The sequence below is a fragment of the Chryseobacterium sp. 2TAF14 genome (assembly GCF_052115105.1).
Taxonomy (GTDB): domain Bacteria; phylum Bacteroidota; class Bacteroidia; order Flavobacteriales; family Weeksellaceae; genus Chryseobacterium.
The window spans coordinates 64979-91330 of sequence record NZ_JBFRGA010000006.1 but is presented as its reverse complement, the minus strand read 5'-3'; the positions used below and the strand labels follow the sequence as shown (position 1 = coordinate 91330).

At 35.3% G+C, this 26352-nt stretch carries 23 protein-coding genes; 8 read left to right on the top strand and 15 right to left on the bottom strand.

Annotated elements, in window-relative coordinates; translation table 11 throughout:
* Window positions 1–17: 17 nt before the first annotated feature.
* Window positions 18–1376: a c-type cytochrome gene (locus AB4Y90_RS01795; RefSeq protein WP_441555537.1), complete on the bottom strand. Its 1359-nt coding sequence runs from the start codon at window positions 1374–1376 to the stop codon at window positions 18–20.
* A 184-nt stretch (window positions 1377–1560) separates the two neighbouring features.
* Between AB4Y90_RS01795 and AB4Y90_RS01790 the strand changes: the two genes are divergently transcribed.
* Complete coding sequence (locus AB4Y90_RS01790) at window positions 1561–2097, top strand: SPOR domain-containing protein (RefSeq protein WP_441555536.1); 537 nt, start codon at window positions 1561–1563, stop codon at window positions 2095–2097.
* 54 nt (window positions 2098–2151) lie between these two features.
* Here AB4Y90_RS01790 and AB4Y90_RS01785 read toward each other — a convergent pair whose 3' ends face one another.
* The 6 genes from AB4Y90_RS01785 to AB4Y90_RS01760 all read right to left on the bottom strand — a co-directional run bounded on the left by AB4Y90_RS01785 (window position 2152) and on the right by AB4Y90_RS01760 (window position 10302).
* Entirely contained in the window at window positions 2152–3426 is a 1275-nt protein-coding gene (locus AB4Y90_RS01785) for a DUF6080 domain-containing protein (RefSeq protein ID WP_441555534.1), read from the bottom strand.
* Window positions 3427–3505: 79 nt separating this feature from the next.
* Entirely contained in the window at window positions 3506–4345 is an 840-nt protein-coding gene (locus AB4Y90_RS01780) for a T9SS type A sorting domain-containing protein (protein ID WP_441555532.1), read from the bottom strand.
* Between the two features lie 69 nt (window positions 4346–4414).
* On the bottom strand, window positions 4415–5956 hold the full coding sequence (locus tag AB4Y90_RS01775) for a protein adenylyltransferase SelO (RefSeq protein ID WP_441555531.1): 1542 nt from the start codon (window positions 5954–5956) through the stop codon (window positions 4415–4417).
* Between the two features lie 76 nt (window positions 5957–6032).
* Window positions 6033–8411 (bottom strand): penicillin-binding protein 1A, encoded by a 2379-nt coding sequence (locus AB4Y90_RS01770; protein WP_441555529.1) that lies wholly within the window; start codon window positions 8409–8411, stop codon window positions 6033–6035.
* Between the two features lie 6 nt (window positions 8412–8417).
* Entirely contained in the window at window positions 8418–8879 is a 462-nt protein-coding gene (locus tag AB4Y90_RS01765) for a gliding motility lipoprotein GldH (RefSeq protein ID WP_441555527.1), read from the bottom strand.
* Complete coding sequence (locus AB4Y90_RS01760) at window positions 8872–10302, bottom strand: PSP1 domain-containing protein (RefSeq protein WP_441555525.1); 1431 nt, start codon at window positions 10300–10302, stop codon at window positions 8872–8874. The genes AB4Y90_RS01765 and AB4Y90_RS01760 overlap by 8 nt, the downstream gene beginning before the upstream one ends.
* A 277-nt stretch (window positions 10303–10579) precedes the next feature.
* Here AB4Y90_RS01760 and AB4Y90_RS01755 point away from each other — a divergent pair, with 277 nt between their 5' ends.
* From AB4Y90_RS01755 to AB4Y90_RS01725, 7 genes are all read left to right on the top strand, one after another.
* Window positions 10580–11818, top strand: a complete 1239-nt coding sequence (locus AB4Y90_RS01755; protein ID WP_441555524.1) for an OmpP1/FadL family transporter — start codon at window positions 10580–10582, stop codon at window positions 11816–11818.
* Between the two features lie 9 nt (window positions 11819–11827).
* Window positions 11828–13264, top strand: a complete 1437-nt coding sequence (locus AB4Y90_RS01750; RefSeq protein WP_441555523.1) for a G-D-S-L family lipolytic protein — start codon at window positions 11828–11830, stop codon at window positions 13262–13264.
* Between the two features lie 85 nt (window positions 13265–13349).
* The gene (locus AB4Y90_RS01745) at window positions 13350–14288 is read left to right on the top strand and encodes a ribose-phosphate pyrophosphokinase (RefSeq protein WP_441555521.1); all 939 of its coding nucleotides are present in this window, start codon (window positions 13350–13352) and stop codon (window positions 14286–14288) included.
* Window positions 14289–14344: 56 nt separating this feature from the next.
* Window positions 14345–14986, top strand: a complete 642-nt coding sequence (locus tag AB4Y90_RS01740; protein ID WP_441555519.1) for a 50S ribosomal protein L25/general stress protein Ctc — start codon at window positions 14345–14347, stop codon at window positions 14984–14986.
* A gap of 380 nt (window positions 14987–15366) precedes the next feature.
* Window positions 15367–16587 carry a cysteine desulfurase gene (locus AB4Y90_RS01735; protein WP_441555517.1) on the top strand — a complete coding sequence of 407 codons (1221 nt, stop codon included), beginning with the start codon at window positions 15367–15369 and terminating at the stop codon, window positions 16585–16587.
* Between the two features lie 43 nt (window positions 16588–16630).
* Window positions 16631–17749 carry an aspartyl protease family protein gene (locus AB4Y90_RS01730; protein WP_441555516.1) on the top strand — a complete coding sequence of 373 codons (1119 nt, stop codon included), beginning with the start codon at window positions 16631–16633 and terminating at the stop codon, window positions 17747–17749.
* Between the two features lie 134 nt (window positions 17750–17883).
* On the top strand, window positions 17884–18516 hold the full coding sequence (locus tag AB4Y90_RS01725) for an NAD(P)H-dependent oxidoreductase (RefSeq protein WP_441555514.1): 633 nt from the start codon (window positions 17884–17886) through the stop codon (window positions 18514–18516).
* Between the two features lie 62 nt (window positions 18517–18578).
* Here AB4Y90_RS01725 and AB4Y90_RS01720 read toward each other — a convergent pair whose 3' ends face one another.
* The 8 genes from AB4Y90_RS01720 to hemA form a co-directional block, all read right to left on the bottom strand.
* On the bottom strand, window positions 18579–19100 hold the full coding sequence (locus AB4Y90_RS01720) for a hypothetical protein (protein ID WP_441555512.1): 522 nt from the start codon (window positions 19098–19100) through the stop codon (window positions 18579–18581).
* A 1-nt stretch (window position 19101) separates the two neighbouring features.
* Complete coding sequence (gene hemE / locus AB4Y90_RS01715; protein WP_441555511.1) at window positions 19102–20133, bottom strand: uroporphyrinogen decarboxylase; 1032 nt, start codon at window positions 20131–20133, stop codon at window positions 19102–19104.
* A gap of 38 nt (window positions 20134–20171) precedes the next feature.
* Window positions 20172–20546 (bottom strand): uroporphyrinogen-III synthase, encoded by a 375-nt coding sequence (locus tag AB4Y90_RS01710; RefSeq protein WP_441555509.1) that lies wholly within the window; start codon window positions 20544–20546, stop codon window positions 20172–20174.
* A 327-nt stretch (window positions 20547–20873) separates the two neighbouring features.
* On the bottom strand, window positions 20874–22415 hold the full coding sequence (locus tag AB4Y90_RS01705) for a T9SS type A sorting domain-containing protein (protein WP_441555507.1): 1542 nt from the start codon (window positions 22413–22415) through the stop codon (window positions 20874–20876).
* 180 nt (window positions 22416–22595) lie between these two features.
* Window positions 22596–23252 (bottom strand): peptidoglycan recognition protein family protein, encoded by a 657-nt coding sequence (locus tag AB4Y90_RS01700; RefSeq protein ID WP_441555506.1) that lies wholly within the window; start codon window positions 23250–23252, stop codon window positions 22596–22598.
* Window positions 23253–23259: 7 nt separating this feature from the next.
* Entirely contained in the window at window positions 23260–23841 is a 582-nt protein-coding gene (locus AB4Y90_RS01695) for a DUF1287 domain-containing protein (protein WP_441555505.1), read from the bottom strand.
* Between the two features lie 120 nt (window positions 23842–23961).
* On the bottom strand, window positions 23962–24870 hold the full coding sequence (gene hemC, locus AB4Y90_RS01690) for a hydroxymethylbilane synthase (RefSeq protein ID WP_441555503.1): 909 nt from the start codon (window positions 24868–24870) through the stop codon (window positions 23962–23964).
* Complete coding sequence (hemA, locus tag AB4Y90_RS01685; RefSeq protein WP_441555501.1) at window positions 24857–26131, bottom strand: glutamyl-tRNA reductase; 1275 nt, start codon at window positions 26129–26131, stop codon at window positions 24857–24859. The genes hemC and hemA overlap by 14 nt, the downstream gene beginning before the upstream one ends.
* Window positions 26132–26352 lie beyond the last annotated feature (221 nt).

Here is a 26352-nt window from a genome sequence, read left to right as displayed (position 1 = left end):
TTCTAATTTTTTAGTTATTAATAATGACATTTACCACACTCAAGACCTCCAATTGCATCTACAGTAATCTTACCGCCATCTTTAGGGTATTGCTTTTTAAGCTTTTCGTGTAGATTTTTGAAGTATTCTTTATTATAACCGTTGTTCATATCAATTTCGGTTGTTCTGTGACATTCGATACACCATCCCATAGTGAAATCGTTTGCCATTTGTACAACGTTCATTGTATCGATTTTTCCGTGACAAGCTTTACAAACTACGTCGATTTTGTTGTCCGGATTTTTCTTGTTGAATGAATTGATGATCGCCTTTTCACCTGCTACTACGTGCTGAGAGTGGTTGAAGTACACGAAATCCGGCATGTTGTGGATTCTTGTCCATTCTACAGGAGTTGTTTTTCCGGTATACTGTTGTTTTTCAGCATCCCATCCTGTTGCAGCATAAATTTTCTGGATTTCTCCATCGTAGAATGCTTTGTCTTTTCCTGGCTCAATGTATTTACCGTTGTATTCAGAAATTGTTCTGTGACAGTTCATACAAACGTTCATAGAAGGGATTTCAGATACTTTACCGTATTTAGCACTTGAGTGACACAATTGACAGTCGATTTTGTTTTCTCCAGCGTGAATTTTGTGAGAGAAATAGATCGGTTGTTCAGGCTTATAACCTTTGTAAACCCCAATCCACATAATCCAGTTCCAGATACCGTAAGTTGCTAAAATAGCTAATATAGCCAATAAGCCTTTTCCGATATAGTGGTACTTTGCGTAGATTTCGCTGAAAGATTTTACTCTGGTTTCGTTAAGACCGGTAAGCTCTTCAGACTGACCCAGTTTTACTAACTGTCTTAGTTTAACCAAGATCCAAACCAATAAACCAGCAATAGCAATAAGTGAAATGATTACAATACTTGAAGTGGTATTGTTTACTGGTGCAGCATTTGCAGTGTCAGCTGCTGTTCCTGCAGCAGGAGCCGGGTCTGGTTCCGGAGCAGGAGGATTAGATGTGTATGCTAAAATATCATCAATATCCTTATCAGAAAGATTCGGAAATTGCTGCATGACGGTTTTATTATGCTTTTCAAAAACCTCATTTGCATACTTGTCACCTGAAGCTCTCAGTGCAACATTGTCTTTAATCCACTTGTGAAGCCAATCTGTGTCAAGTCCCTGCTCAGTTTTAAGTCTTTCTACCACACCTTTCAGTGCAGGTCCTACAACTTGTTTGTCTAAAGCGTGACATGCCGTACAGTTTGCCTTAAAAAGTTTTTCGCCATTTTTAGGATCGCCGTCTTGCCCGTAAATTGAAGCACTCGTTGATAGCAATAAACCTATCGCAATCAGCCCTTTTTTATAATGCTTTCTCCAACTAATCATTTAAATTGTCTTATGTTAGTAAATATTGAATGTGTAATCAATCCCGCAAAAATAATATTTTTAAGAAGAATTTAACGGCTTTAACAAAAGGTAAAATGTCATATAGCTTTAATTTGTAACTATTCTAAATAACTGTATTTGCTGTATTTTTTAAATTATTATAACTTTGCGGAAATAAGTTTAAATGAAAAATTTAATCAAAATATTTTCGCTATTCTCTTTAATGGGTTTTTATACTCTTGAAGCACAGCAGGTTGTAAAGAAAGATACCTTGTCGGGAACTGAGCTTACGATTACCATGGATTCTCGTGTAAGTGAGGCTTTAGATGCAGTAGAAGACCGTTGTGCAAAGGCAACAGCCGCAAAAATTTCTTCAGGAATTGATGATGATTCGCCTTCAAAACCAACAAAAATATTAGTTCCGAGCCGTGAACTGACCAATGCGGAAATCTGCAGGAGAAATCCCAGAATATTAGGTTTTAAAATTCAGATTGCTGTTGTAAAAAGTAATGATGAAGCCAACGAAATTAAAGCTTATTTCAGAAAAAGATTCCCGACTCTTAAAGTTGAAACAGATGCTTCTTTAAGACCAAATTACAAGATTTTGGCAGGAAGTTATTTTACAAAACAAAGTGCAGCAGGCGATTTGGCAAGGGTAAAAGAATACTTTAAATCTGCAACGCCAATTCAGTACAGGGTTTTCTGTGCAGATGCAAAATAAAGATTTAATTAAAATAAAAAATGAAAGGCTGAGATTATTTTTCTCAGCCTTTTTTTATCGGTAAAATTGATTGACAAAATCATAAAATTCCCACATTCTCATATAATTATTAAAGAGTAGGTAAACCAGCATTACTCCAATTACAGCTGTGAAAAACGACGTCATTTTGGGTGATTTTCTGTAAGAAAAAAAGAGCCATCCCAACATAATCGGAAAAACAAAAACAAAGTGTCCTCCGTAAATATATGAGGTGTGAAGCCCAAATCTGAAAACGCAATGAATTAAAACGTCTACAAGTAATGAAAGCATTACGATCTGTACCAATTTATTTTTAAAATTTCTAAAATAACTCCACAAAATCAGTATTAAAAGCAATCCTATGAACAAATAAGGAATAACAGAAGTGTAGACATCCATGAAAAGCGCTTTGTAGTAGAAGCCTTTCATATTGTGTTTTTCTCGGATAAAAAAGCTTGGAAAAAGCACGCTCCCGCCAAAGAAATACGAGTAAATCATATCCCAGGTCGGGGTAGATTTTACATTAGAAAATTTCTCGTACTGTTCTCCCGATTTTGACAGGATGTTTTTGTATTTAAAATCGATCCGGTAAAGATATAGCAAGATAAATGTTGCACAGGTAAGTGTCACTCTGAGAACGGCATTGCCAAATTTTTTCCAGCTTTTAAAAAGATCTTTTTCAAATGCAACCGGAATGAAAACTTTAACAATATTTGTAACGGTTAATCCGCCGACTGTAACTCCTGCCAAAACCAAAGCAGAACCGGCAATTTTTTTGTCTTTTTTAAACTTTATTGCAGTGTAATAATTAAATAAAACCAGCAAGAAGAGTGTGTATGTATAGGTTTCCGGCGTGAATGATAATAAAATATTAGTTGAAAAGATGCTGAAAAAAGCAATAATCAGCAAGTTTAATCCGATAGGAAGAAAAGTGATGTTTTTTAAATATTTATAAATCTGAATCAGGCTTAAGCTGATGGTAATGTTGCTTAGCCAAGCTAATGTTAACCTGAAATTACTTCCTGTTTTTCCGTCAGAGACATAAAAAGCAAGCTCCTTGATCCAATTAAAAAAATAATACGACAAAGGGTGTCTTTCAAAGCTTCCGCCACTCATCACAATGGCTTTATTGTCGAAGCTGAAATATCCGTCCCAAGGAATTCTGGCGTCAAAAATAATACGATAATGTTGTGCTAAATAAGTTCCAAATGCGCCATATGCAACAAGAAAGAACGTAAATAATCCTAATTCTACAAGCGAAGAAGGAAAAACGATTTTAAAAAAGTTTAAAAATTTTGATTTGAATGACACTAATTATAGTTTTTGCAAAAATAGAATAAAAAACTCACCCAAAAAGGTGAGCTTTACAATATTAGAAAAAGATGTTTAATTAATTTTTAATGATTTTTTCTGTTTTGCTGCTTCCGTCAGAAAACTCTACTTTTACCAAGTAAGTTCCTTTGGTAAATGCGCTAAGGTTTACTTTTTCAGAACTTCCTGTTGTAAGTACTTTACCTGATAGATCTAGTACCGTTGTTGATTTTATTTTTTTATCGGTTTTGATATTTATTTCTCCTTTTGTAGGGTTGGGGTAAATGCTTGTTTTAGATTTTGAAACTTCATCGGTTGATAAAGTTGAGGCTAAAACTTCAATATCATCTATTGAAACAGCATCAGCGTCATTTCCTACATATTGGAATCTAATTTGAACGTTTGTCTGACCATTATAAGCAGAAAGACTTTTTTGTACATTAACTGTATTATAAAGGTCTGTGTCTGGATCGTTGTCGCCATCATCTCCGAAGAGAGGTTCTGTATCTTCGTCCCAAAGAGTTGACCAGCTTGTACCTCCATTTGTAGAAATTTGAGCTACAAGGTCACCAGCGTCATCATCAATCATATAAGACCAGCCTACTTTTACTTTAAATTTAAGTGTGGGATTGGTAGCAGTAGCTAAACTAAATGATGGGCTTACCAAACTGCCGGTATTCGCTGAATCAATCCAATCTATACAAGCTGATTTGTTACCTGAAATCTTGAAAGTTGTTTCTAAAGTCGAAGCCGGAGTAAAATTGACATTTGTAAAATCCCAAGGTCTATTCGCATTGGTATTTGATCTGATCCATCCTGTTGGAGGGAAAGCAGCTCCTTCAAAGTTTTCAGATAATAATGTCTGAGCATTCATTGACATACAAGATAAAATGCCTAAAGAAAGTAGAAGTTTTTTCATTTAAAATTATTTTTTTTCAAAATTAATAAAAATAATCTTTTATGATTAACAACTTTTCATAAAATTACGTTATGAACTGCAAGAAAGCATAGAACATCCGGAAATATCGTCATAATCTGTAGGTCTTTTTACGGAAAACTCCGGGAAAATTTCTTCATATGGATTTTTTAAGGCTTTTGTGAGTTTTTGCAATAATTCTGTTTTACCATTATTGATTTCTTCAATACATTCAAAAAGAAGATAGTTTCTGAGAAGGAATTTTGGGTTTGCTTTTTTCATTAAATCTAAAGATTCCTCTTTTGAAATACTATTGTTTTTTAATCGAAGAGAATAAATTTTGATAAAATGTTCGAGTTTTTTTACTTTATCATCATCTAAAAAGGCATAAGATATTTTCTGAAAATCTGTTTTAATATCTGTAATACCATCCAGTTTTTCTAAAAGATTAAAAAATAAAGTGTAATCAAGCCGAAGTTCCTGCATCAGACCTTGCCAATTGATGAAAAACTCTTCATCCTCTTTTTTGAATTCACCAAAACCGAATTTTCTGCAAAGCATCTTATCGTGGTTTTCCCAAAAATAATTTCCGTAAGAATTTAAAGTTTCTTCCAAAAATTTTTCATCTTTTATTAACGGGAAAAGTGCATTGGCAAGCTGCCACAGATTCCATTGCGAAATTTGCCCCTGTTTTCCGAAAGCGTATCTTCTTCCGGGTAAATCTGTTGTGTTGGGAGTGAAATTTAAATCATACTCATCCATCATTGAGTAAGGTCCAAAATCGATTGTTAATCCTAAAATCGACATATTATCGGTGTTCATCACGCCGTGTACGAAGCCAACTCTGAACCATTCAACCATTAAATCAGCAGTTCTTTTACAGACTTTACCGAAAAAATCTTTGTATTTCTGTTCGCCTTCAGATTTAATGTCTTTAAAGTAATTTTCGATCRTAAAATCGGCGAGGTCAATTAAAGTATTAATTTCTTTTTGTGCAGACATCAGTTCAAAATGACCAAAACGAAGAAAACTTTCAGCCGTTCTGATAATTACTGCGCCTTTTTCTTCCTGAGGATTTCCGCTGTACATCATGTCACGAACTACATTTTCGCCCGTGAAAGACAAACTCAAGGCTCTTGTTGTAGGAATTCCCAGATGATGCATTGCTTCACTCATCAGATATTCACGAACGGAAGATCTCAAAACGGCTCTTCCATCTGCATGACGGGAATAAGGCGTTGCACCTGCTCCTTTCCACTGAATTTCATTTTTTTCTCCTTTTTCATTAGTGATTTCTCCTGCAAGAATTGCACGACCGTCTCCTAACTGACCCGCCCAGTTTCCGAACTGATGACCTGCATAAGCAGTCGCATAAGTTTTTATATTTTCAGGCAGATTGTTTGCCGCTAAAAAATTAAGGTCATTTACGTTAAATTTTCCCAGGCCTATTTCTTCTGAAAGTTTTTCGTTAAAAATAATTAATTCGGGATTTTCAAAACCAACGGGATCGATAGTTGAAAAAAGGACTTTTGGTGTGTTTCTCTGTAAGGTATTTCCTGAAAAATCTCCCGGAAAAATCTTTATAAAAGGTTGGGTAATCTTGTCGATATTCATATTTCAAAGATATTAAAGTAAGAAATAAAAAAGACCTCTCAATTATTGAAAGGTCTTATGATGATTATAAAGAAATTTACTTATTAAAATCTATATCTTCACTGGTATTGAGATGTTCATTTACATTTTCTTCTTTTTTACCAGAGTTGTTCTTCGGTTCTTCTGCAGGACGTGGATTTTTTAAGTCGTCAATAGTCTGTAATCCGCCATCGTCACCATATCCTCCGCCAAGACCCTGAAGGTTTGAGCATCCGTCTTTCCAGTCAAGAGGTTTTACAAATTTATCATCAGGAGATATTTTTAAGCTTTTATCTGCCCAGACTTTTTTCATAAAAATCGCCCAGATCGGAAGCGCCATTTTAGCACCCTGACCTTCACCGGTTCCCCAGAAGTGAGTCGCTCTGTCTTCCCAGCCAACCCAAGCTCCGGTTGCAAGTTTTGGTACGATTCCCATAAACCAACCATCGGAATTATTTTGAGTTGTTCCTGTTTTACCGGCAATTTCTACATTTTTAGAGATTCCTTTTCTTCCCAGTTCGCCTGATGCGGTTCCGTATTGTGCCACACCTTTCATTAGCTCAATCATGGTGTAAGCGTAATTAGGATTCATGACTTCTTTAGGTTCAGAAATGACTTCTTTTATTACTCTTCCGTTTACATCTTCAATTCTCCAGATCATTTCAGGTTTGTTGTAATTTCCATAGTTGGCAAACGTGCTATACGCTCCAAGCATTTCATAAATTGTAATATCTGAAGCTCCTAAAGCCATTGGCAAGCTGGTAGAAATTTCTTCTGTTACCCCTAAATCTCTTGCCGTCTGAATAACACTTTGAGTTCCTGTCATTTCAGCCAATCTTAATGCTACAGGGTTTTGAGAATGTGCTAAAGCATCTTTTAATGTTAACATTCCGCCTCTTCCCGGAACACGATAGTTTCCTTTGGTAAATGTTGCATTTGAAATGGTTGAACAAGGCGTTAAACCTAGTTTCATAATTGCTGTAGCATAAACAAATGGTTTAAAAGTGGATCCCACCTGTCTTTTCCCCTGCTTAATATGATCATACTGGAAATGTTGCCAATCAATACCTCCAACCCAGGCTTTAATTTCACCTGTTCCCGGAACCATAGACATTAAACCAGCCTGTGCAATTTGTTTGTGCCATCTTATAGAATCCCACGGACTCATTTCTACTTCTTCTTCACCTGCCCAAGTAAATCTTGACATTTTTATAGGCTTGTGGAATTCTAACATGATCGAATCTTCAGGAACTCCGGCTCTGCTCAATTGCTTGTAACGACCGGTTCTTTTTACAGCCTGCATCATTACTTTATTTACCTGCTGGTCATTCAGGTAATAGAAAGGTCTGTTTTTTCTGCCTCTCTGCTCTGCATCAAATCTTTTTTGAAGATCAGTTAAATGTTCTTTGATAGATTCTTCTGCATATTTCTGCATTTTAGAATCCAGGGTTACAAATATTTTTAAACCATCTTTGAATAGGTTTAATGGTTTTCCTGTTTCTTTTTCGTAATCTTTAAGATATCCGTCTATTTCTTTTTTTAGATAAAACTTATAATATGCAGAATAATCATCAGTTATATTTTTAATCGGACGATAATCTAAAGTAATAGGCGTTGCTACTGCTTTTTCATAAGTTGGCTGATCTAAATATCCTGTTTTAAGCATTTGATCTAAAACGACATCTCTTCTTGCTTTGGCTCTTTCAGGATTACGTAAAGGATTGTTTTTAACAGGGTTTTCGAGCATTGCTACAAACATTGCCGCTTCAGGCAATGTCAGTTGTTGAGTCGATTTATTAAAATATATTTTTGATGCCATTTCAATTCCGTTGGCATTATATAAAAAGTCGAACTTATTAAAATATAATTTTATAATTTCTTCTTTTGTATATCTCTTTTCAAGACTTACGGCTACAACCCATTCTTTTAATTTCTGAAATCCTCTTTGTATTTTGTTTTGAGAAGCACTTCCTGTAAAAAGCAATTTAGCCAACTGCTGGGTAATCGTAGAACCCCCTCCTCGTTTCCCTCCGTAAACTACTGCTCTTGCGACTGATTGTAAATCAACTCCTGAATGCTCTTTAAAACGCTCATCTTCTTTTGCCTGAAGCGCATAAATCAAATAAGGAGGTAAGTCTTTATACTCAATAGGCTGCGTTTTTTCTTTTTCAAATTTGCCTAAAAGAACTCCGTCTGCAGAATATATTTCGGATGCAACATAAATATCGGGATTTTCAAGCTCTTTTACATCGGGCATTTCACCAAGAAAACCTTGGGAAACTGCAAAGAAAAGTCCTGAAATGCCTAAAACTACTGCAATAAGCCCAATCCAGATGAATTTTACCCATCTTTTCCAGGCAGAATTTTTAGCGTTTTTTTTAGGAGGAAGCGGGAAGTTTTTTCCCCTGTTTCCTGTATTTTGTTTGTTCTCTTCCATGTATAATTACGGTTTAGCCGTTTCTACTTTTATACCTAAGTCTTCAATTCCGGGAAGATTATCGTTTCTCATCGCCTGAGCGACAGCAATTTCATAATTGCCTTTTTCCGGAAATTTATAATTCAGTTTATACTGAAATAATGTCTCTTTCGTTTCTCCAAACCCTGTTCCAAGCCATTCACCGTTTGGTTTTGCCAGAATATAATTTAGCGTATCGGTTTGTTTAGCTTTGGTTTTCGGGTTGGTAAGATTTACAATAAACCTTATGTTGCTGTAAGGATATTCATTATTGTTTCTTACAACAAATATAAGATTTTTAGGATTTTGCGGATCCGAAATTTCAAGATTAAATTTTTGTTCGGTCTTCTTATTCCATTTATTATCAACGTTATTCATCATAACATCCTCTCCGGAAGCGTTGCAGCTTACCAGAARAATAAGGAGAAAAAGTCCTGAAATTTTATGCATTATTATCTTTTTTTGGAGGAAATTTCTTTTTAAACTTCTTTTTCGGTTGTTGATTTTGAGGTTTCTTCTCACCATCGTTTTTTACAGCTTCTGTTTTTTCCAATTGAGGCTTTTGCTGTTGCTGCTTTTGAGGTCTTTGGTTGTTGTTTTGGTTAGACTTCGCCGTTTTTTCTGGTCTTGGTTGGCGTTCTTGTCTTTCCTGTTTTTCGCCTCTGTCGTTTCTCTCAAGTCTATCGTTATTATTCTCAGGTCTGGGTTTTCTTGGTCCCTGATTTTGATTATTATTTGACCTGTTTTGATTCCCCTGATTTCTGTTTTTGTTGAAACCTCCTCTGTTTTTCTTTTCAAAACGATCCACACTGTTTTCCTGAATTAAATCTACTGTTTTTACAGAAATTTCAGGTTGTTTTAAATCTTCGAGAGGTAACGTTTTTTCACCTCTTTTATTTTGCGAGATCATTTTTTTAACTAAATCAACATCGAAATCATACCACGCCATCGAGCTGTCAACATAAGCAAACCACATTTTCTTTTTGAAAACGTCGATCTTTATACAGAAGGCTCTTCCTTTTTCAGTATCAATCATTGTTGAAGAAGAAGGGAAATGGCTTAATGCGTCAAGATAGCTGTCTAATTCATAGTTTAAACAACATTTAAGCTTACCGCATTGTCCTGCAAGTTTTTGCGGATTGATGCTTAATTGCTGGTATCTTGCAACATTGGTATTTACAGACCTGAAATCAGTCAACCAGGTTGAGCAGCACAATTCTCTTCCGCAAGATCCAATTCCGCCAACTTTTGCAGCTTCCTGCCTGAAACCGATTTGTTTCATATCGATTTTCGTACGGAAAGCTCCCGCAAATTCTTTAATCAACATCCTGAAATCCACTCGGTTATCAGCGGTGTAATAGAATGTTACTTTAGAAGAATCGCCTTGATATTCCACATCTGTGATCTTCATTTCAAGACCTAATCGGTGTGAGATTTTTCGGGCTTCTATTTTTACATTTTCTTCTTTTTTTCTAGCTTCCTGCCAAACCTCAATGTCTTTTTGGTTGGCAAGTCTATATATTTTAAGCGGGTTTTCTTCTGAAGATCTTTTTTTCTTCATCTGAATTTTTACTAATTCTCCCGTGAGGCTTACTACGCCCACATCATGTCCCGGACTCGATTCTACTGTTACTACGCTACCTATATGTAAAGGAATATTGTTTACATTTTTATAAAATAATTTTCTGTCATTTTTAAATCTAACTTCTACAAAATCACACCTGTTTGATGCAGGGTTTTGTACGTTAGACAGCCAATCGAAAACACTTAATTTATAACTATTACCGCAGGTATTTACACTTTCACAGCCATTCGCAGATTTTGTTCCGCAAGAATGTGCAGAATCGCCGGATGTTTTACATCCACAACTCATATTATAATTTGTTTAATCTTGCAAATTTATTGATTTTTATCTTTATACAATTCCAAATGTACTAAATATTAATTTTTGAAAATGTTTAATATTAAACAGAGCGAAAATTGCGGAATTGGTTTTTCTTTAACGCCATGTTATAGAGTATGTTATTTTAAATTTTACGTAAAATGTTATTTTAAACATAGTTTTCTTTTAATGCATTGTTTAAAAATTTAAGAATTATTAACAGACCTAAACAAAATAATTTTATATTTGGGTTATATAATAAAAGTCTATGAAAAAAATATTAATATCAACTGCTTTATTGGCTGGAGTTTTATCTTATGCGGGAGGCTTTAGAGTTTCTTTGCAGGGGGTTAAACAATTGGCAATGGCGCACACAAGTGCTCATGCCGAAGATGCGAGTGTTGCATTTTTTAATCCGGCAGGTATGTCATTCATCCCTTCTAAACTGAGTATTGTTGCGGGAGGTTTCGGAGCAAGTAATAAAGTTACTTTTCAGAATTTAAACACTTTGCAGAGTACTGTTACAGATAATCCTCTAGGTACTCCAATTTATGCGGCGATCGCTTATAAGCCGATTGAGAAACTATCAATTGGTTTTAGTTTTTCTACCCCTTTTGGAAGTACAATTCAGTATCCTTACGATTGGGAAGGAAGAGAAATGGTACAAAAGCTTGAGCTGAAAAGCTATTATTTCCAACCAATGGTTTCTGTGAAAATGGCTGACTGGGTTTCTTTCGGGGCAAGTTACATTTATGCAAGAGGATCGGTAAACTGGGATAAAGCAGTGACGCAATTTGGCGGAACAGTTAATATTAACGACGATAAAGCAAGCGGTCATGGCTATGGTTTCGGCTTCTACTTCAGACCAGATCCAAAATTAGATGTGAGTATCGCATACCGCTCACCTGTTGATATGAAAGCTAAAAAAGGTACAGCTACATTTGTTGCTCCTTCACAGGCAACAGTAAACACACTTTTAGGACTGAACGGAGCCGGACAGGATAGTTTCACCGCTACTTTACCTCTTGTAGAAGAATATACTATTGGTTTAACGTATAAAGTTACTCCGAAATGGTTAATTTCAGCAGATTTCAATTATCATGGCTGGGAAAGATACAGCAGGCTGACTTTAGATTTTGCTAATGCGCCTATCGGAAACCAGGCTGATCCTACTATTTTGGTAGCTCCAAAGAATTTTAAAAATTCCAAAACAGTGAGATTGGGAACTCAGTATGCATTTACGAATATGATTTATGGTCGTTTAGGTGCTTATTATGATGAATCTCCATATTCTGACGAAAATTTCATTCCGGAAACTCCATCGTTTGACTCTTTTGTGCTGACAGGAGGTTTAGGTTTCAAGCTTAAAAAATTCGGAGTAGACGTTGCTGGTGGTTATGCAATGCCACAAAGCAGAGATGTGAAAAATGATTACTTAGGTTTCTATGGTCAGGCAAAGGCTAAAGCATTCTATTTTGGTCTGGGTTTATCTTATAATGCTTTTTAATTTTAAATTATGAAAAAAATATTAATATCTACAATAGCTGTTTCGGCGCTTCTTTTTACAGTAAGCTGTAATACAGATTTTGATACCGATGTAGAAGATATCGTTGTAACGAAAGGTGATGCCGATTTTTCTAAGTTTATTTCTTTAGGAAATTCTTTAACATCAGGTTACAGAGACGGTACATTATATTCTGGCGGACAAGCTGAATCTTTTCCAAGTATGATTGCCATGCAAATGAAACTTGCTGGTGGAGGAGAGTTTAAACAACCACTTATGCCAAATAACGTTGGTGGTTTTACAAACTTACCTGGTTTCCCGGGGAAGCTTGAGCTTAAAATGGTTAATGGCGCGTTAAGTCCGGTTGCTAATGCTCCTGCAGCAGCTTTAGATAATGTTGCGGCGGGAGGACCTTACCAAAACATGGGAGTTCCGGGTGCGAAAGTTGCTCACTTATTAGCTCCGGGTTATGGTAATGCAGCAGGACTTTCTGTAGGTCTTGCAAATCCTTATTTCGTAAGGTTTGCCTCTTCTACGACAGCATCTGTTGTTGGTGATGCATTAGCCCAGAATCCTACTTTTGTTTCTTTGTGGATCGGGAATAATGATGTTTTAGGATACGCAACTTCAGGTGGAGACGGAACCAACCCTATCACTCCGGTTGATGGAGCCGTTGGTATAGGATTTAACAGTACTTACACAGCTTTAATCACTACGGTTTTCCCTACAGGAACTACAAGAAAGGGTGTTGTTGCCAATATTCCTAATGTAACCAGTGTGCCGTTCTTTACAAGAGTTCCGGCAATGCCTCTTACAAATCTTACAGATACACAGGTTTCTCAGCTGAATACAGCTTATGCTACTTATAATGCAGGTTTAGCGCAGGCCAAATCTTTAGGAGCAATCAATGATGCGGAATATCAGAAAAGGCTGATTAAATTTACTGCAGGAGCTGTTGCTAATGGAGCGGTTATTTCTGATAAAGATTTGACTACTGTTCCTGGTTTACCAAAATATAGACAGACAACAGCGAAAGATTATATCTTATTAACTGCAAGTGCTGTACTTACTCCGCAAGCAGGAGGTGGTACTTCTGTTCCTTTGGAAGACAAATTGGTTCTTACAGAAGCTGAAGCTGCAAAAGTATTAGCTGCTACAACTGCTTACAATACTACAATCAGATCTTTGGCAGATTCTAAAGGCTTAGCTTTTGTTGATATGAATGCTAAAATGATTGAATTAAACTCTAAGTCAGGAATTTCTTGGAACGGAGTTAGATATACTGCAACTTTTGTTACCGGAGGAACATTCTCTTTAGACGGAGTTCACCTTACTGGAAGAGGATATGCAGTGGTTGCGAATGAGTTTATTAAGTCAATTAATAAAAAATACAGATCAACTTTACCACAGGTAGATCCTAACAAATATTCAGGAATTACTTTTCCTTAATCAGGAATAAAAATAAATAATAGAAACCACAGGATTGATTCTTGTGGTTTTTTTTTAAATTTGCAAAATCTTTTAAAAAGTAAAAATGGCCGATCAGTTAAGTTATCTATTTTCAACAAGAACAAGTAAAGATCTTGCAGAAAAAATTGCCCAGCATTATGGGAAAGAATTAGGAAAAATCAACTTTCAGGAGTTCAGCGACGGAGAATTTGAACCTGTTTTAGATGAATCTGTAAGAGGAGGAAGAGTTTTCCTAATCGCATCTACGTTTCCGCCGGCAGACAATCTTTTAGAATTGCTTCTGATGATTGATGCATCAAAAAGAGCTTCTGCAAAAAGCATTACCGTAGTGCTTCCGTATTTTGGGCTTGCAAGACAAGACAGAAAAGACAAGCCAAGAGCTCCGATCGGGGCAAAATTGGTTGCAAATCTTTTAACTGCTGCAGGCGCAACCAGAGTAATGACGATGGATTTACACGCAGATCAGATTCAGGGATTCTTTGAAATTCCTGTAGATCACTTGTATGCTTCTACAATTTTTGTAGATTACATCAAAGATCTTAATCTTGATAATCTTACCATTGCTTCTCCGGATATGGGAGGTGCAAAAAGAGCGAAAAACTATGCGGGTCACCTTGGTGCAGATGTAGTAATTGCTTATAAAGAAAGAAAAAAGGCAAACGTTGTAGAAGAGATGTTCCTTATCGGGGATGTTGAAGGTAAAAACGTTATCCTTATCGATGATATGATCGATACTGCAGGAACACTTTGTAAAGCTGCAGGCATCTTAATGGAAAAAGGAGCAAAATCTGTAAGAGCAATGGCTACTCACGGAGTGCTTTCAGGAAAGGCTTATGAGAATATTGAGAACTCACAATTGTTGGAAGTAATCGTAACTGACTCAATTCCTGTAAAAACTAATTTGTCATCTAAAATAAAAGTGCTATCTTGCGCCCCATTATTTGCAGATGTTATGAAGATGGTGCATGAGCATCAATCTATTAGCAGTAAGTTTGTTATTTAATTGATAGTTAGCTGATTGCAATTTAAATTGAAACAATTTTTTTAAATTTTTTATAAATGAAATCTATTACAATTCAAGGTACAAAAAGAGAAAGCGTGGGCAAAAAGTCTACAAAAGCTTTACGTGATGCTGAATTAGTTCCTTGTGTTGTTTACGGAGGTGGTGAGCCATTGAACTTCTCTGCAGAAGAGAGAGCATTCAAAGGTTTGATATACACTCCTGAAGCACACACGGTATCTATTGAGGTTGACGGACAAACTATTCCGGCTGTTCTTCAGGATATTCAGTTCCACCCAATTACTGACAAAATTATTCACATCGACTTCTACAGATTATCAGACGATAAGCCTGTTATTATGGAAGTTCCTGTAAGAATTACTGGTCGTTCTAAAGGTGTGGTTTCTGGTGGTGTTTTACGTCAGTCTTTCAGAAAACTAAAAGTAAAAGCGATCCCTGCAAACTTACCTGATGAGGTAGTTGTAGACGTTACTCCTTTGAAAATCGGTAACAAGCTTTATGTTGGAAGCATTAAAACTGAAGGCTATACTTTCGTTCACCCAGACAATGCAGTGGTAGTAGCTGTTAAGATGTCTAGAAATGCAATGAAAGGAGGTGCTGCAGCAATGGATGATGAGGATGAAGAAGAAGTAACAACTGAAGGAGAAGCTCCTGCAGCTGAAGAAACTTCTGCAGAATAAGAATTTTCTTACTCGAAATAAATGAACCTGTCAATTTTTTGGCAGGTTTTTTTGTTTAAAAAGTTCATGTTCTTAATTTTCTTAACTTAAATAAACTTTGTTTATTCTTTATTTTAAACATATGTAATTAAGAATTTCTTTGATAATAAATAGTTTGAGAAACCGAAGATTAAGATTCGGAGAAAAATTGATTTCATTAAGCTTAAATTTTTGAAAATCTTAATTTTCTTAATGGTAAAAAATAGATTATAAAATAAAGAGGCTCTAAAATTTTTGAAAAGAATAGAAGAATTCTATCCCGAATCTCACACCTCAAATCCCGAAAAAGCCGTAAAYTTGATGCGTTCTAAATAAAGAACTTTTAATTAAAATTTTAATAAATGTTTGACATTCAGGAAATCAGAAGTCAGTTTTCTATATTAAATCAGGAAGTGAACGGTAAGCCATTGGTTTATCTAGACAATGCAGCAACATCTCAAAAACCCAACTCAGTGCTTAAAGTTTGGGAAAAATATTATAAAGAACTCAATGCAAATGTACATCGAGGAATTCATACCTTGAGCCAGTTGGCAACCGAAGAAATGGAGCTTTCGAGAAGAAAAATCCAGAAATTCATCAATGCCAAACATGATTTTGAAGTTATTTTCACCAAAGGAACAACCGAAGGTTTAAACCTCATCTCTTATATTTTAACATCAAAACTAAAGAAAGATGACGAGATTATTATTTCGTATCTCGAGCATCATTCCAATATCGTTCCTTGGCAATTGCTTTGTGAAAGAACCGGTGCAAAATTAAGAGTAATCCCGATCGATGAAAACGGTATTCTTCAGCTTGATTATTTAGATAAATTTTTAAGCGAAAAAACAAAAGTAGTATCTGTTAATCAGGTTTCTAATGCTTTAGGAATTGTAAATCCTGTTGAAGAAATTATTGCTAAAACAAGGGCTAATTCAGAGGCTTACATTGTGATTGATGGCGCACAATCTGCTCCGCATTTTACAATTGATGTTCAAAAATTAGATTGTGATTTCTTCGTGTTTTCAGGGCATAAAATGTACGCTCCGATGGGAACCGGGATTTTATACGGAAAGCAGGAAATCCTTGAGGATTTGCCGCCTTTTCACGGTGGCGGAGAAATGATCGCAGTTTGCTCGTTTGACGGAACAACTTACGCAGGTTTGCCTTTTAAGTATGAAGCAGGAACTCCAAACGTAGGCGGAAATATCGCTTTGGGAGCGGCTGTTGATTTCATTAAAAAAGTAGGTCAGGAAAACATTCAGAATCACGAAAATGCGTTGCTGGAATATGCGCAAAGACAGCTTTTGGAAATTGAAGGTTTAAAAGTTTACGGCGAAAAAGCGCACAGAACGGGTGTAGTTTCTTTTAATCTTGAAGGAATCGGGATTTCTTCGGATGTTGGGATGATTCTCGACAAAATGGGGGTTGCAGTAAGAACAGGACATCATTGTACACAGCCAATCATGGATTTCTTTAATATTGCCGGAACCGTAAGAGCAAGTTTTGCAGTTTACAACACATTCAACGAAATAGATTTGCTTGTAGAAGGCGTGAAAAAAGCGCAAAGAATGCTTTCTTAATAATTTAACAGGCTGCTTCGTTGAAGCAGCCTTATTTTTTACGATGAGATATAAAATTTTTTACACATTTGCTTTATTGATGTTTCCGTTGTTTTTCTGTGCAACAACAATTCCTTTCGAATATATCGACGGAAAAATGATCATTAATGTTGAAATTAAAAATAACAAACATCATTTTATTTTTGATACCGGTGCTTTAACGATTATTTCTTCTGAACTAAAAGGTTCGTTGAACGAAAAGAAGAGCAAAATGGTATTTGAAGCAACAGATGCCAATAATTCTAAATCAAAGATGGATCTTTTCTCAACCAACGAGTTGAAGATTGCCGATCTGAAATTTAAAAATATTGATTTTTCTTTTGCGGATATTAGCTGGATGGAATCTCGTGCCTGTAAAAAAATCAGTGGAATTTTCGGAGCCAATATGATGAACGGTAAAGTTTGGCGAATCGATTTTAAGCTTAAAACAATTATTGTTTCTGATAAAGTAACCGAAAACTCTTCCCAATCATCGGTTTCACTGCCTTTTTCCGAAGAAAATTTCACTCATGTTCCTACAATTAATCTCAATATAAGAACGCAAAATTTTAATGTATTTTTCGATACAGGAGCGGGTTCAGGTTTTTCGCTCGATTCAAAATCTTATCAATTAGTAAAAGACGATCATTTTCTAACTTTTGAAGGGCTTTTATCACAATCGTTAAGTAGCATTAGTAAAGGCGAAAGACAGCTTGATGTGATGGAAGTTGAGGTTGATAATAAATTTCTTGGCAACCAGATAGTCGATATCAGTTCAGATTCCCGAAACTTGGTTGGGACGAGGTTTATGGAAAATTACATTATCGATTTAGACTTTGTCAATAAAAAAATTATTCTTACTCCAACAGGTAAAGCTGCGGAATATAATAGCTTCGGAATTGCTTTTGCTCCCATTGAAAATCATTTGGTTATTGTTAATAAATTAAAGATTCCTCAGTTATCAGAATTAAATGTGGCAGATAAAATTGTTAAAATAAATAATATGGATATCTCAAAAATAAATTCTGAGAAATTTTGTGCAATTAAAAACATTATTGATGACAGTTTAGAAATGACCATTCAAACCGAATCCGGAAACGAATATAAGCTTGAGAAGAAAAATGTTTTACAATATTTAAATTAATTTAAAATCAATCTCAAAACATTCTGTAATAGCTTTTGTTACATTATAGATTTTAACAATTGTTCAAATTGCCTTTTTATCGGTTTTTTTTAAATTGTTTCAGCTAATTTTGTCGGGTAAAATTTATTCAATTTATGGAATTGTTAGATAAACTAAACTGGAGATTTGCTACCAAAGCAATGAACGGGCAGAAAGTGCCACAGGAAAGATTAGATAAAATATTAGAAGCGGCAAGATTGGCTCCTACATCAAGCGGTTTGCAGCCTTTTGAAGTGATTGTGATCAGCAATCAGGAAATCAAAGAACAAATAAAGCCTCATGCCTGGAACCAGCCTCAGATTACAGATTGCTCGCATCTTTTGGTTTTTGCAGCTTGGGATAATTATACCGAGGAAAGAATCAACAAAATGTTTGATTTAACCAATGAGGTAAGGGGTTTTAAAAACGAGGGCTGGGAAAATTACAGACAACAGCTTTTACAAATGTATCCTCCAAGACCGGCTGAAGAAAATTTCATACATGCAGCAAAGCAGGCTTACATTTCTTTTAGTGCAGCAATTATCGCAGCGGCTTTCGAAGGGGTGGATTCTACACCAATGGAAGGTTTTTCACCTGAAGCGGTAGACGAAATTTTAAATTTAAAAGAAAAAGGTTTAAGAAGTGTTCTTCTTTTGCCAATCGGTTACAGAGATTCTGAAAACGATTGGTTGGTAAACCTTACCAAAGTGAGAAAATCGAAAGAAGATTTCGTCACAGAACTCAATTAACGGCTAATTTTTTTCTTCATAGAAAAATCCCTTTCAAAGTTATTTTTGAAAGGGATTTTATTTTATTTATCTGAGTTAATTTTATGTCCAAATTCTATTAAAAGTTTTTTTAGATTTTCATAAACACTTTCATCAGCATCTATGAAATCTTTATTTGAGTTTTGAATAAACTCACAAGAAAAACAAATATTTAAAACTTCAGTAATGCAATTCTCTTTATCATAAAATACAATTGCATCACGGTAAATTGGAGTACACATCCAAGACGGAATGTTTTGAGTTTTAGTTTTAAATATTTTAATTAATTCTTTTGCCTCATTTTCTTTTGAATAAAATCTCTTCTGTTTCTTAGCTGAAAAGTGTAATTCATGAAATTCATCAAACAAAAACTGAACATTATTTAATTGAAAATCTAGGAGTTCTAACTCTTTACTTTGTTCTGTTTTTTTAATTAACCGATTATAAAGTTCTTCTTTTTCGTGAATAATTTTTTCATATTCCGAACCACGCTGTAAAGAATATGTTTCAAAATATTCAAAATTAAAGACATTACTTAATTCTGATAAATCAAAATTGGGCTGCATTTTAATTATTAGGCTTCCAGTCTACCACCGCTCTGATAAACGCTTCCGCATTTTCCAAAGGAATATTCGGTAAAATTCCGTGTCCCAAGTTGGCAATATATCGATCTTTACCAAAACGGGTGATCATTTCATTCACCATTTTCTTGATCGTTTCTGGTGTAGAATGTAACCTTGCAGGATCAAAATTTCCCTGAAGCGTCATCGTGTGATTCGTCAGAGTTCTTGCAAATTCAGGTTTGATTGTCCAGTCAACTCCCAAAGCTGAAACCGGCGCCATTGTCATTTCTTCCAAAGCAAACCAGCATCCTTTTCCGAAAACCACAACATGCGTTAACGGGCTCAAAGCTTCAACAATCTGGTTGATGTATTTCCACGAAAATTCCTGATAATCTGCCGGAGAAAGCATGCCGCCCCAAGAATCGAAAACCTGAACGGCAGAAACACCTTTTTCAACTTTTCTTTTTAAATAAGCAATGGTAGTGTCTGTAATTTTCTGAAGTAACAAATGCGCCGCTTCCGGTTGCTGGAAGCAGAAAGATTTGGCAATATCAAAAGCCTTGCTTCCTTTTCCTTCTACGCAATAGCAAAGAATCGTCCACGGTGAACCTGCAAAACCGATCAAAGGAATTTCGTTGTCTAATTTTTGTAAAGTAAGCTCAATCGCATCAAAAACGTAACCTAAAGTATCATTCACATCCGGAACGACTACATTTTGTACATCTTCCATCGTTCTGATCGGATTATCCAACCATGGACCTACATTTTCCTTCATTTTAAAATCAATTCCCATTGCCTGAGGAACTACCAGAATATCAGAAAATAAAATTGCAGCATCCAAAGGATATCTTTTGATGGGCTGAACTGTAATTTCAGAAGCCAGTTCCGGAGTCTGACATCTTGTGAAGAAATCGTACTTGTCGCGAAGTGCAATAAATTCCGGTAAATATCTTCCTGCCTGTCTCATCATCCAAACCGGCGGTCTTTCTACAGTTTCGCCACGAAGGGCTTTTAAATATAGGTCGTTTTTAATCATATCTTTTAGTTGATCGTTGACGGTTTTTAGTAGATGGCTTATGAAAGATCTTTCACCAATCTGTTTTTTATGACCGACAATATGTTTAATAAAGTATTTTCCTGACTTGTAAAAATCTCAGAATTTGTATGTTTTCTTATCTCTTTAGAAGTGGTTTCACCTATCGAAAAAAGGATGGCATTTTCTAAAGAATTATTTTTCGCAAAACTACGAACTCCGCTCGGGCTAAAAAAAACTATCGCATGATATTTTTCATGTATCACAGGATTAAGCGCTTCGGTCTCATAAACAGTGACTTTTTTATACGAAATATTCTGCAGCGGAAGCTCTTTGTCTAAAACATCCAATGCCAAATTTCCGCAAAAATGAATGAATTTTTCGTGAACGCAGTTTTCAATAATAAATTGAGACAATATTTCTGCGTTTTTCAGAACCTTGAATGTTCCAAAACCGTTTTTACGAAGTAATCTACAGAAATGTCATTTCCTAATTTTTCGGAGATGTATTGCCGGTCTACATTTTTGGTGAATAAGATTTTCATTATCTGTTGCGTTAAAAAAAACTGAAGAGCAGATGTTTATTTTATTAAAAAAACTTGTCAGCAAAGTTACGAACAATGTAACCGAATATGATTTATTTGTCTGTTTTTTTGATGCTTCTCTTAATTTCGGAAAGTCTGCAAATTTTTATAAAAAAACAGCAAACCAAGATTATCGATTTGCTTGTTTATATTTATTGTTTTATTCCTTTAAAAATTTTTTACTGAATATTTTTTTGTTGCTCATTTCTATACGAATTACATACGCACCGGCAATTAACCCGGAAGTAGAAATAGGATTTTTCCATTCTTCCTGCGGAACGGTTGCGATAAGGTCACCATTCATTCCATAAATCTGAACGCTAAGAATGTCTGCAGATTGAGATTCACACATGTCGATATGAATATATTCTTTGGCCGGACTCGGATAAATTTTAATGTCTTTTTCTGAACATCCTTCTTCGATTGCTTCAGCTAATAAGGTTTTGTTGTTGAAAATACGTAATATATCGTCATTTCCAAGGGAAACCAGTTCCAGGTCATTGTCATTATCAAGATCGGCTAAAAGTAATCCGTGTCCATGTTTTTCAACCTCTGTATTCTCCATATCTAATGTGAGTCTACTGAAGTTGCCATTGATGTTCAGCGGATCTTTTATAACTTCAAAACTGTTTTGATTTGGCGCATAAAATCTGTTATGGGTTACAAAATCTTCTTCTCCGTCATTGTCAACATCTCCCCATACTGCCTTTTGTAAAAAATAGCCGAGAAAACCTCCGCCTCCACCAAAGGAAGGTCCCTGAAAATCTGCTGAGGTTCCAAAATGAGGAGTCTGCGGCTCGGAGTAGGCTACCTTTACGCTTTTACTATGTATATCATCAATGAAAAGGAGATCTTTATGATGGTCTCCGTTTACATCTTTGATCCAGTAAGTAAACCGTTCATTAACAGTGTTTTGCATGTCCGAAGAAATTATCTGTACTTCAGCTGTAAATGTTTTGTCGACATTCTGTATCCAGCTGTTCATTCTTTCCTTGTTGTTGGCTGCTCCGTCTGTAGAAAAACTTATAACATCATGCCGATTATCTCTGTTGAGATCAAGGATAAAAAATACAATATTGTAGCCATGGTCTGGCTGATGAAAATCTGTTCCTGTAATAGTTGCCGAACTCGATTTGTTGAAAGTATTCCCAAGATTTTCAAAAACATGCAGGGTGACTACTGCGGCAGATCCTGAACTTATATTGACGATGTCGAGATCCCCGTCTTGATCAATATCATTAAACTTACCCTTTGCGCCATGTACTCCGGTTGGTAAAGTGTGAGCAAGCGTAAAGGTGAAGTCGCCGTTTCCGTTGTACAGCCGCATTCCGTTTGCCCAAAAATCAGCAACCAGAATATCTGCAAAGCCGTCTTTGTTGTAATCGGCAGCATCACATATGAAAGATGAGTTTCCGGGATGTGCAAAAGCTGTAGTCAAAGGGATGAGATTTGATGATCCGTTACCTGAAAAAAAGATAGGTTTTGAGTTGAACTGGATAAAACCGGATTGATTCAAAGGTAAATCTCCGTCGACAACGACGTCCATATTGCCATCATTGTTAAAGTCAGCAGCGATCATTTCTGCAGGCTTATCATTTGCTAAGTTTTTGTGAAAAGGAACTTCAATAATATTGTCTACACTAAACTGCGCAAAAAAATGTCCTGCAAAAAAGACAGATAAAAAAAGTAGAGTTTTATTCATAATATTATAATTGTTTAAATTAAATGACAAATTAATAACAAATATAATAAAAAAATGAATTTTTAACACAAAACAAGAGGTTGTATTAAGATTAATATTTTTTAAATTTAATTTAGTGATTAAATTAATAAAACACCAGAATTATATTTAAATAATGTAAAATATAATGGAAAATAAGAATTAAGGTTTATCTTTTAAATTTAAATCATCAATCAATACCCTTACTTTTTTCATAAAGTCTTTTCCCGGATCTTCTTTTCCTGTGAAATATTTCGGGTCAGATTCTTTCCATAATTTAGAATTTCTGAAAGCCCCGTATTCAGAATGACCGATGAGGTATTCGATCTTGTATTTTTTTGTTAAATATCTTACCAGCTGTGCGTTGGCTTCAACCTGTTTTTCGGTAAGCGGTTGTTTTTTGCTCCCGATATTTTCAATTCCGATGGCGCAATAATTTAATCCGATCGTGTGTCTTGCAAACCGAGTTGGCTCCATCAATTGATAAATGGTTCCGTCGCGGTCGATGATGTATTGTGAAGAAACATTTAAGGTACTTTGTTTTTTTAAAGTATTTCTCGCACTTTCAAGATGGGTTTTATTGAAATATTTAAAGTTGCTTTCTACGGTTCCTCCCGCTGTGTAGTGTAAAACGATTATTTTCGGAACAATCGTCGGCGTTTTTTGAGTTAAACCGTGATGTTCTTTTAGATATTCCAGACTTAATTTAATTCTTTCCGCAGAATAATTGATGGGCTTTTCAATGATCTTTAAATCTGAGTTTTGCGCCGGAACAAAATTTAAAACAAATAAAAAGAAAACAAAAATTACCTTTTTCATGATAAAATTATTTTGAATACTGGTAATGTCCGGTAATTGTAAATTTAAATAAACAATCTTCTAGAACTTGCCCTGCTCCGATGTTATGTACAATTAAATATCTTTTTCCGTCTGCAGATTTTTTATTCACAACAATTCCGATGTGCGTTAAATTTCCGGGAAGAAGCCAGGTTACAATATCTCCCGGAACGTAAGAAGCAGGGTTTTGATCTGCTGGTTTTGATTTACCAAATTTCGCAAAGAAAACTCTTAGGTTTGGAACTCTTCTGTGGTCGATATTCGTATCCGGTCTTTTTAAACCCCAGTTTTTAGGATATTTAGAAAAATTCTTCTTCATATCTTCATGCACTTCCTTTTGAAGATCAATCCCTAATTTTCTGTAAGCTCTTATTACGACGTCTGTACAAACGCCTTTGTCAGCCGGAACATCGCCATTCGGGTATTTGATCGTGAAATAAGCAGGGTCGTAAGTAACTTTATCTTTCGTTAAACTTAAAGCCGCATCAGATAATTTTTGTGCAAACTGATTCTGAGCATTCGCAATAAAAATAAAAAACAGAAAAATGAAGATTGAAAAGAACTTTTTCATCGGCTTAAAATTTAAAATTGAAAAACAGTTCTGTAAAGTTCAAAAATTAATTTTAAACATGAAGATTCTTGAAGCATAAAGAAATGTTAAGATTCAGAAAATCTTAATTTTGCCTAAAACCTAAATCTGACTTTTAATTTCCGCCATCAATTCTTTACCCCCGTTTTCCAAAACGATATTGGCAAACTTTTCACCAAAATTTTCTTCTTCATTGTATTCAAAACTTTCGYCGGTTGCGATATAGTTTTTCCCGTCAAGCGAGCAAAGAGCAGCTTTAAACCTGATTTGGTTTTCAATTTTTTCGGCAAAAGCCCCGATTGGTGCAGTACAACCGCCTTCAAGAGTGCTCAGGAAATTTCTTTCGATTTCTACACAGATTTGGGTCTGTTTGTGGCTGATTTTCTTCAGGATATCGTTAATTTCTTTTTTATCGGAATGTCCGGCAACGGCAACCACACCTTGTGACGGCGCAGGAATCATGAACGGAATAAATTCGTAATCGATATCCATTTTCATTCTTTTAATTCCGGCAAGAGATAAAATGGTCGCATCAAAATCTTGCTCTTCAAGCTTCTGAAGCCTGGTCTGAATATTTCCTCTGATGTCAAAAAATTCTGTGTCAGGATAATTCTTAAGCCAGAAAGCCCTTCTTCTTAAACTGCTTGTTGCCAGTTTAAGCTCATGAAATTCTTTATTGATTGCCGATTTTCTTTTAATTAAAACATCCTGCGGATGATCTCTTTCAAGATAAGCAACGATTTCTATGTTTTCGGGTAATTTTGTGGGTACGTCTTTTAGGGAATGCACCGCAATATCAATTTCATCATTAAGCAATGCAATGTCAAGATCCCTTGTGAAAACCCCTGTAATTCCTAAAGAATAAAGAGGCTGGTTGAGATTTTTATCACCTGAAGAAACGATCGGGACGATCTCTGTAAGATAATTAAGGTTTTGCAGATGTCTTGCCACTTCTCTTGCCTGCCAAAGTGCAAGTGCAGAATTTCGGGTTCCTATTCTAATGCTTTTCATTGAATTCGTTATTGGGTTGTTCAACTAAAATTTCGTGCATTAATTTACTAATTTCTTCGGCTTTTAAAGGATTATCGATAATATATTTTGCAAAACGGTTGGTTATTTTCTGGATCATCTTGTCAGAAAGCTCCATGTCGTTGATATTGATGTACTTATTTTTTCTGTAAAAATTATGCATTTCGTTGCGTTCCATATTTTTTAGCACCGCTTTAAAATGATGGATGTTTGGCGCCAGTTTTCTCTTTTTTTCCCACTCCAGGAAGTCTTTGGTCATTTCTTTAATAATAACTTCGGCTTTTGGGATCTCTTTTTCTCTTTGCTGAATCGTCTCCTGAATTTGCTTTGAAAGCTCATCAACATCGATTAATATAACATTTTCAGCTTCTGAAACATTTTTATCAACATTATGAGGAATCGAAAGATCAATAATTAAAATTTCTTTTCCGGTTTTTAAATGAGATTTGTTGATGATTGGCGTTTTTGCTCCCGTTGCAACAATTAAAATATCGGTGTTTTCTAATTCCTTTTCAAAATCATTGTAATCAATATTAGGGATATTATATTTTTCGGAAATTTTGGCGGCTTTCTCCTGGGTTCGGTTAGCGATTTTTATTTTAGGCTGATAAACGTGCTTTACTAAATTTTCAACAGTATTTTGACCAATTTCACCAACACCGAGAAGAAGAATGTTTTTTTCGGTAATTCTTTTCTGATTGTTTAAAATGTAATGAACGGCTGCGTAAGATACAGAAGCAGCTCCGTTTGAAATTCCCGTTTCGTTTTTTATTCTTTTTGAAATCTGAATGGCAGAGTTAATCGATCTTTCTAAAAAAGGATTGGAGTTTTTTCTTTCTTTTTTAAATCTTGCATACGCCTTCTTAATTTGCCCGATGATCTCAAAATCTCCGATAATCTGGCTTTCCAGTCCTGCTGAAACCCTGAAGAGATGCTGCAACGCTTCTTCTTTTGTGAAAATATTGGCAAAACGTAAAAAATCTGAAAAATTTACCCCGATCGATTTGCAGTATTCTTCGGCAACCAAAAGATAATTGGGCGAGGTGGTATAGATCTCGGTTCTGTTGCATGTGGAAACCACAAACGCGTCCCCTAAATTCTCATCATGAATTCGGGTGACAAAGTTTTTAATATTGTCATCAAAAAAAGCAAATTTCCCCCTCGTTTCTACATCAGCTTTTTCGTAACTGATCGATAACACGGCAAAATTTGATGTCTGATGTATATTGGAATACTGTATCATAAGCAACCGCAAATTTACATAATTTTTAGCTATTGGGTCTGTGAAAGTCTGTATGATAATTATCGTAAAAAGCTATAAATATCCCAACGAGACGCAATTTAGAATGTATATAAACAAGATCAACTAGGTTTATGTACTGTGCAAATTTTAATAAAAATTTAACCAAATTATCTATCCTATAATATTTTTTAGTAGCCTTAAATTTATATATTTGTAAACTT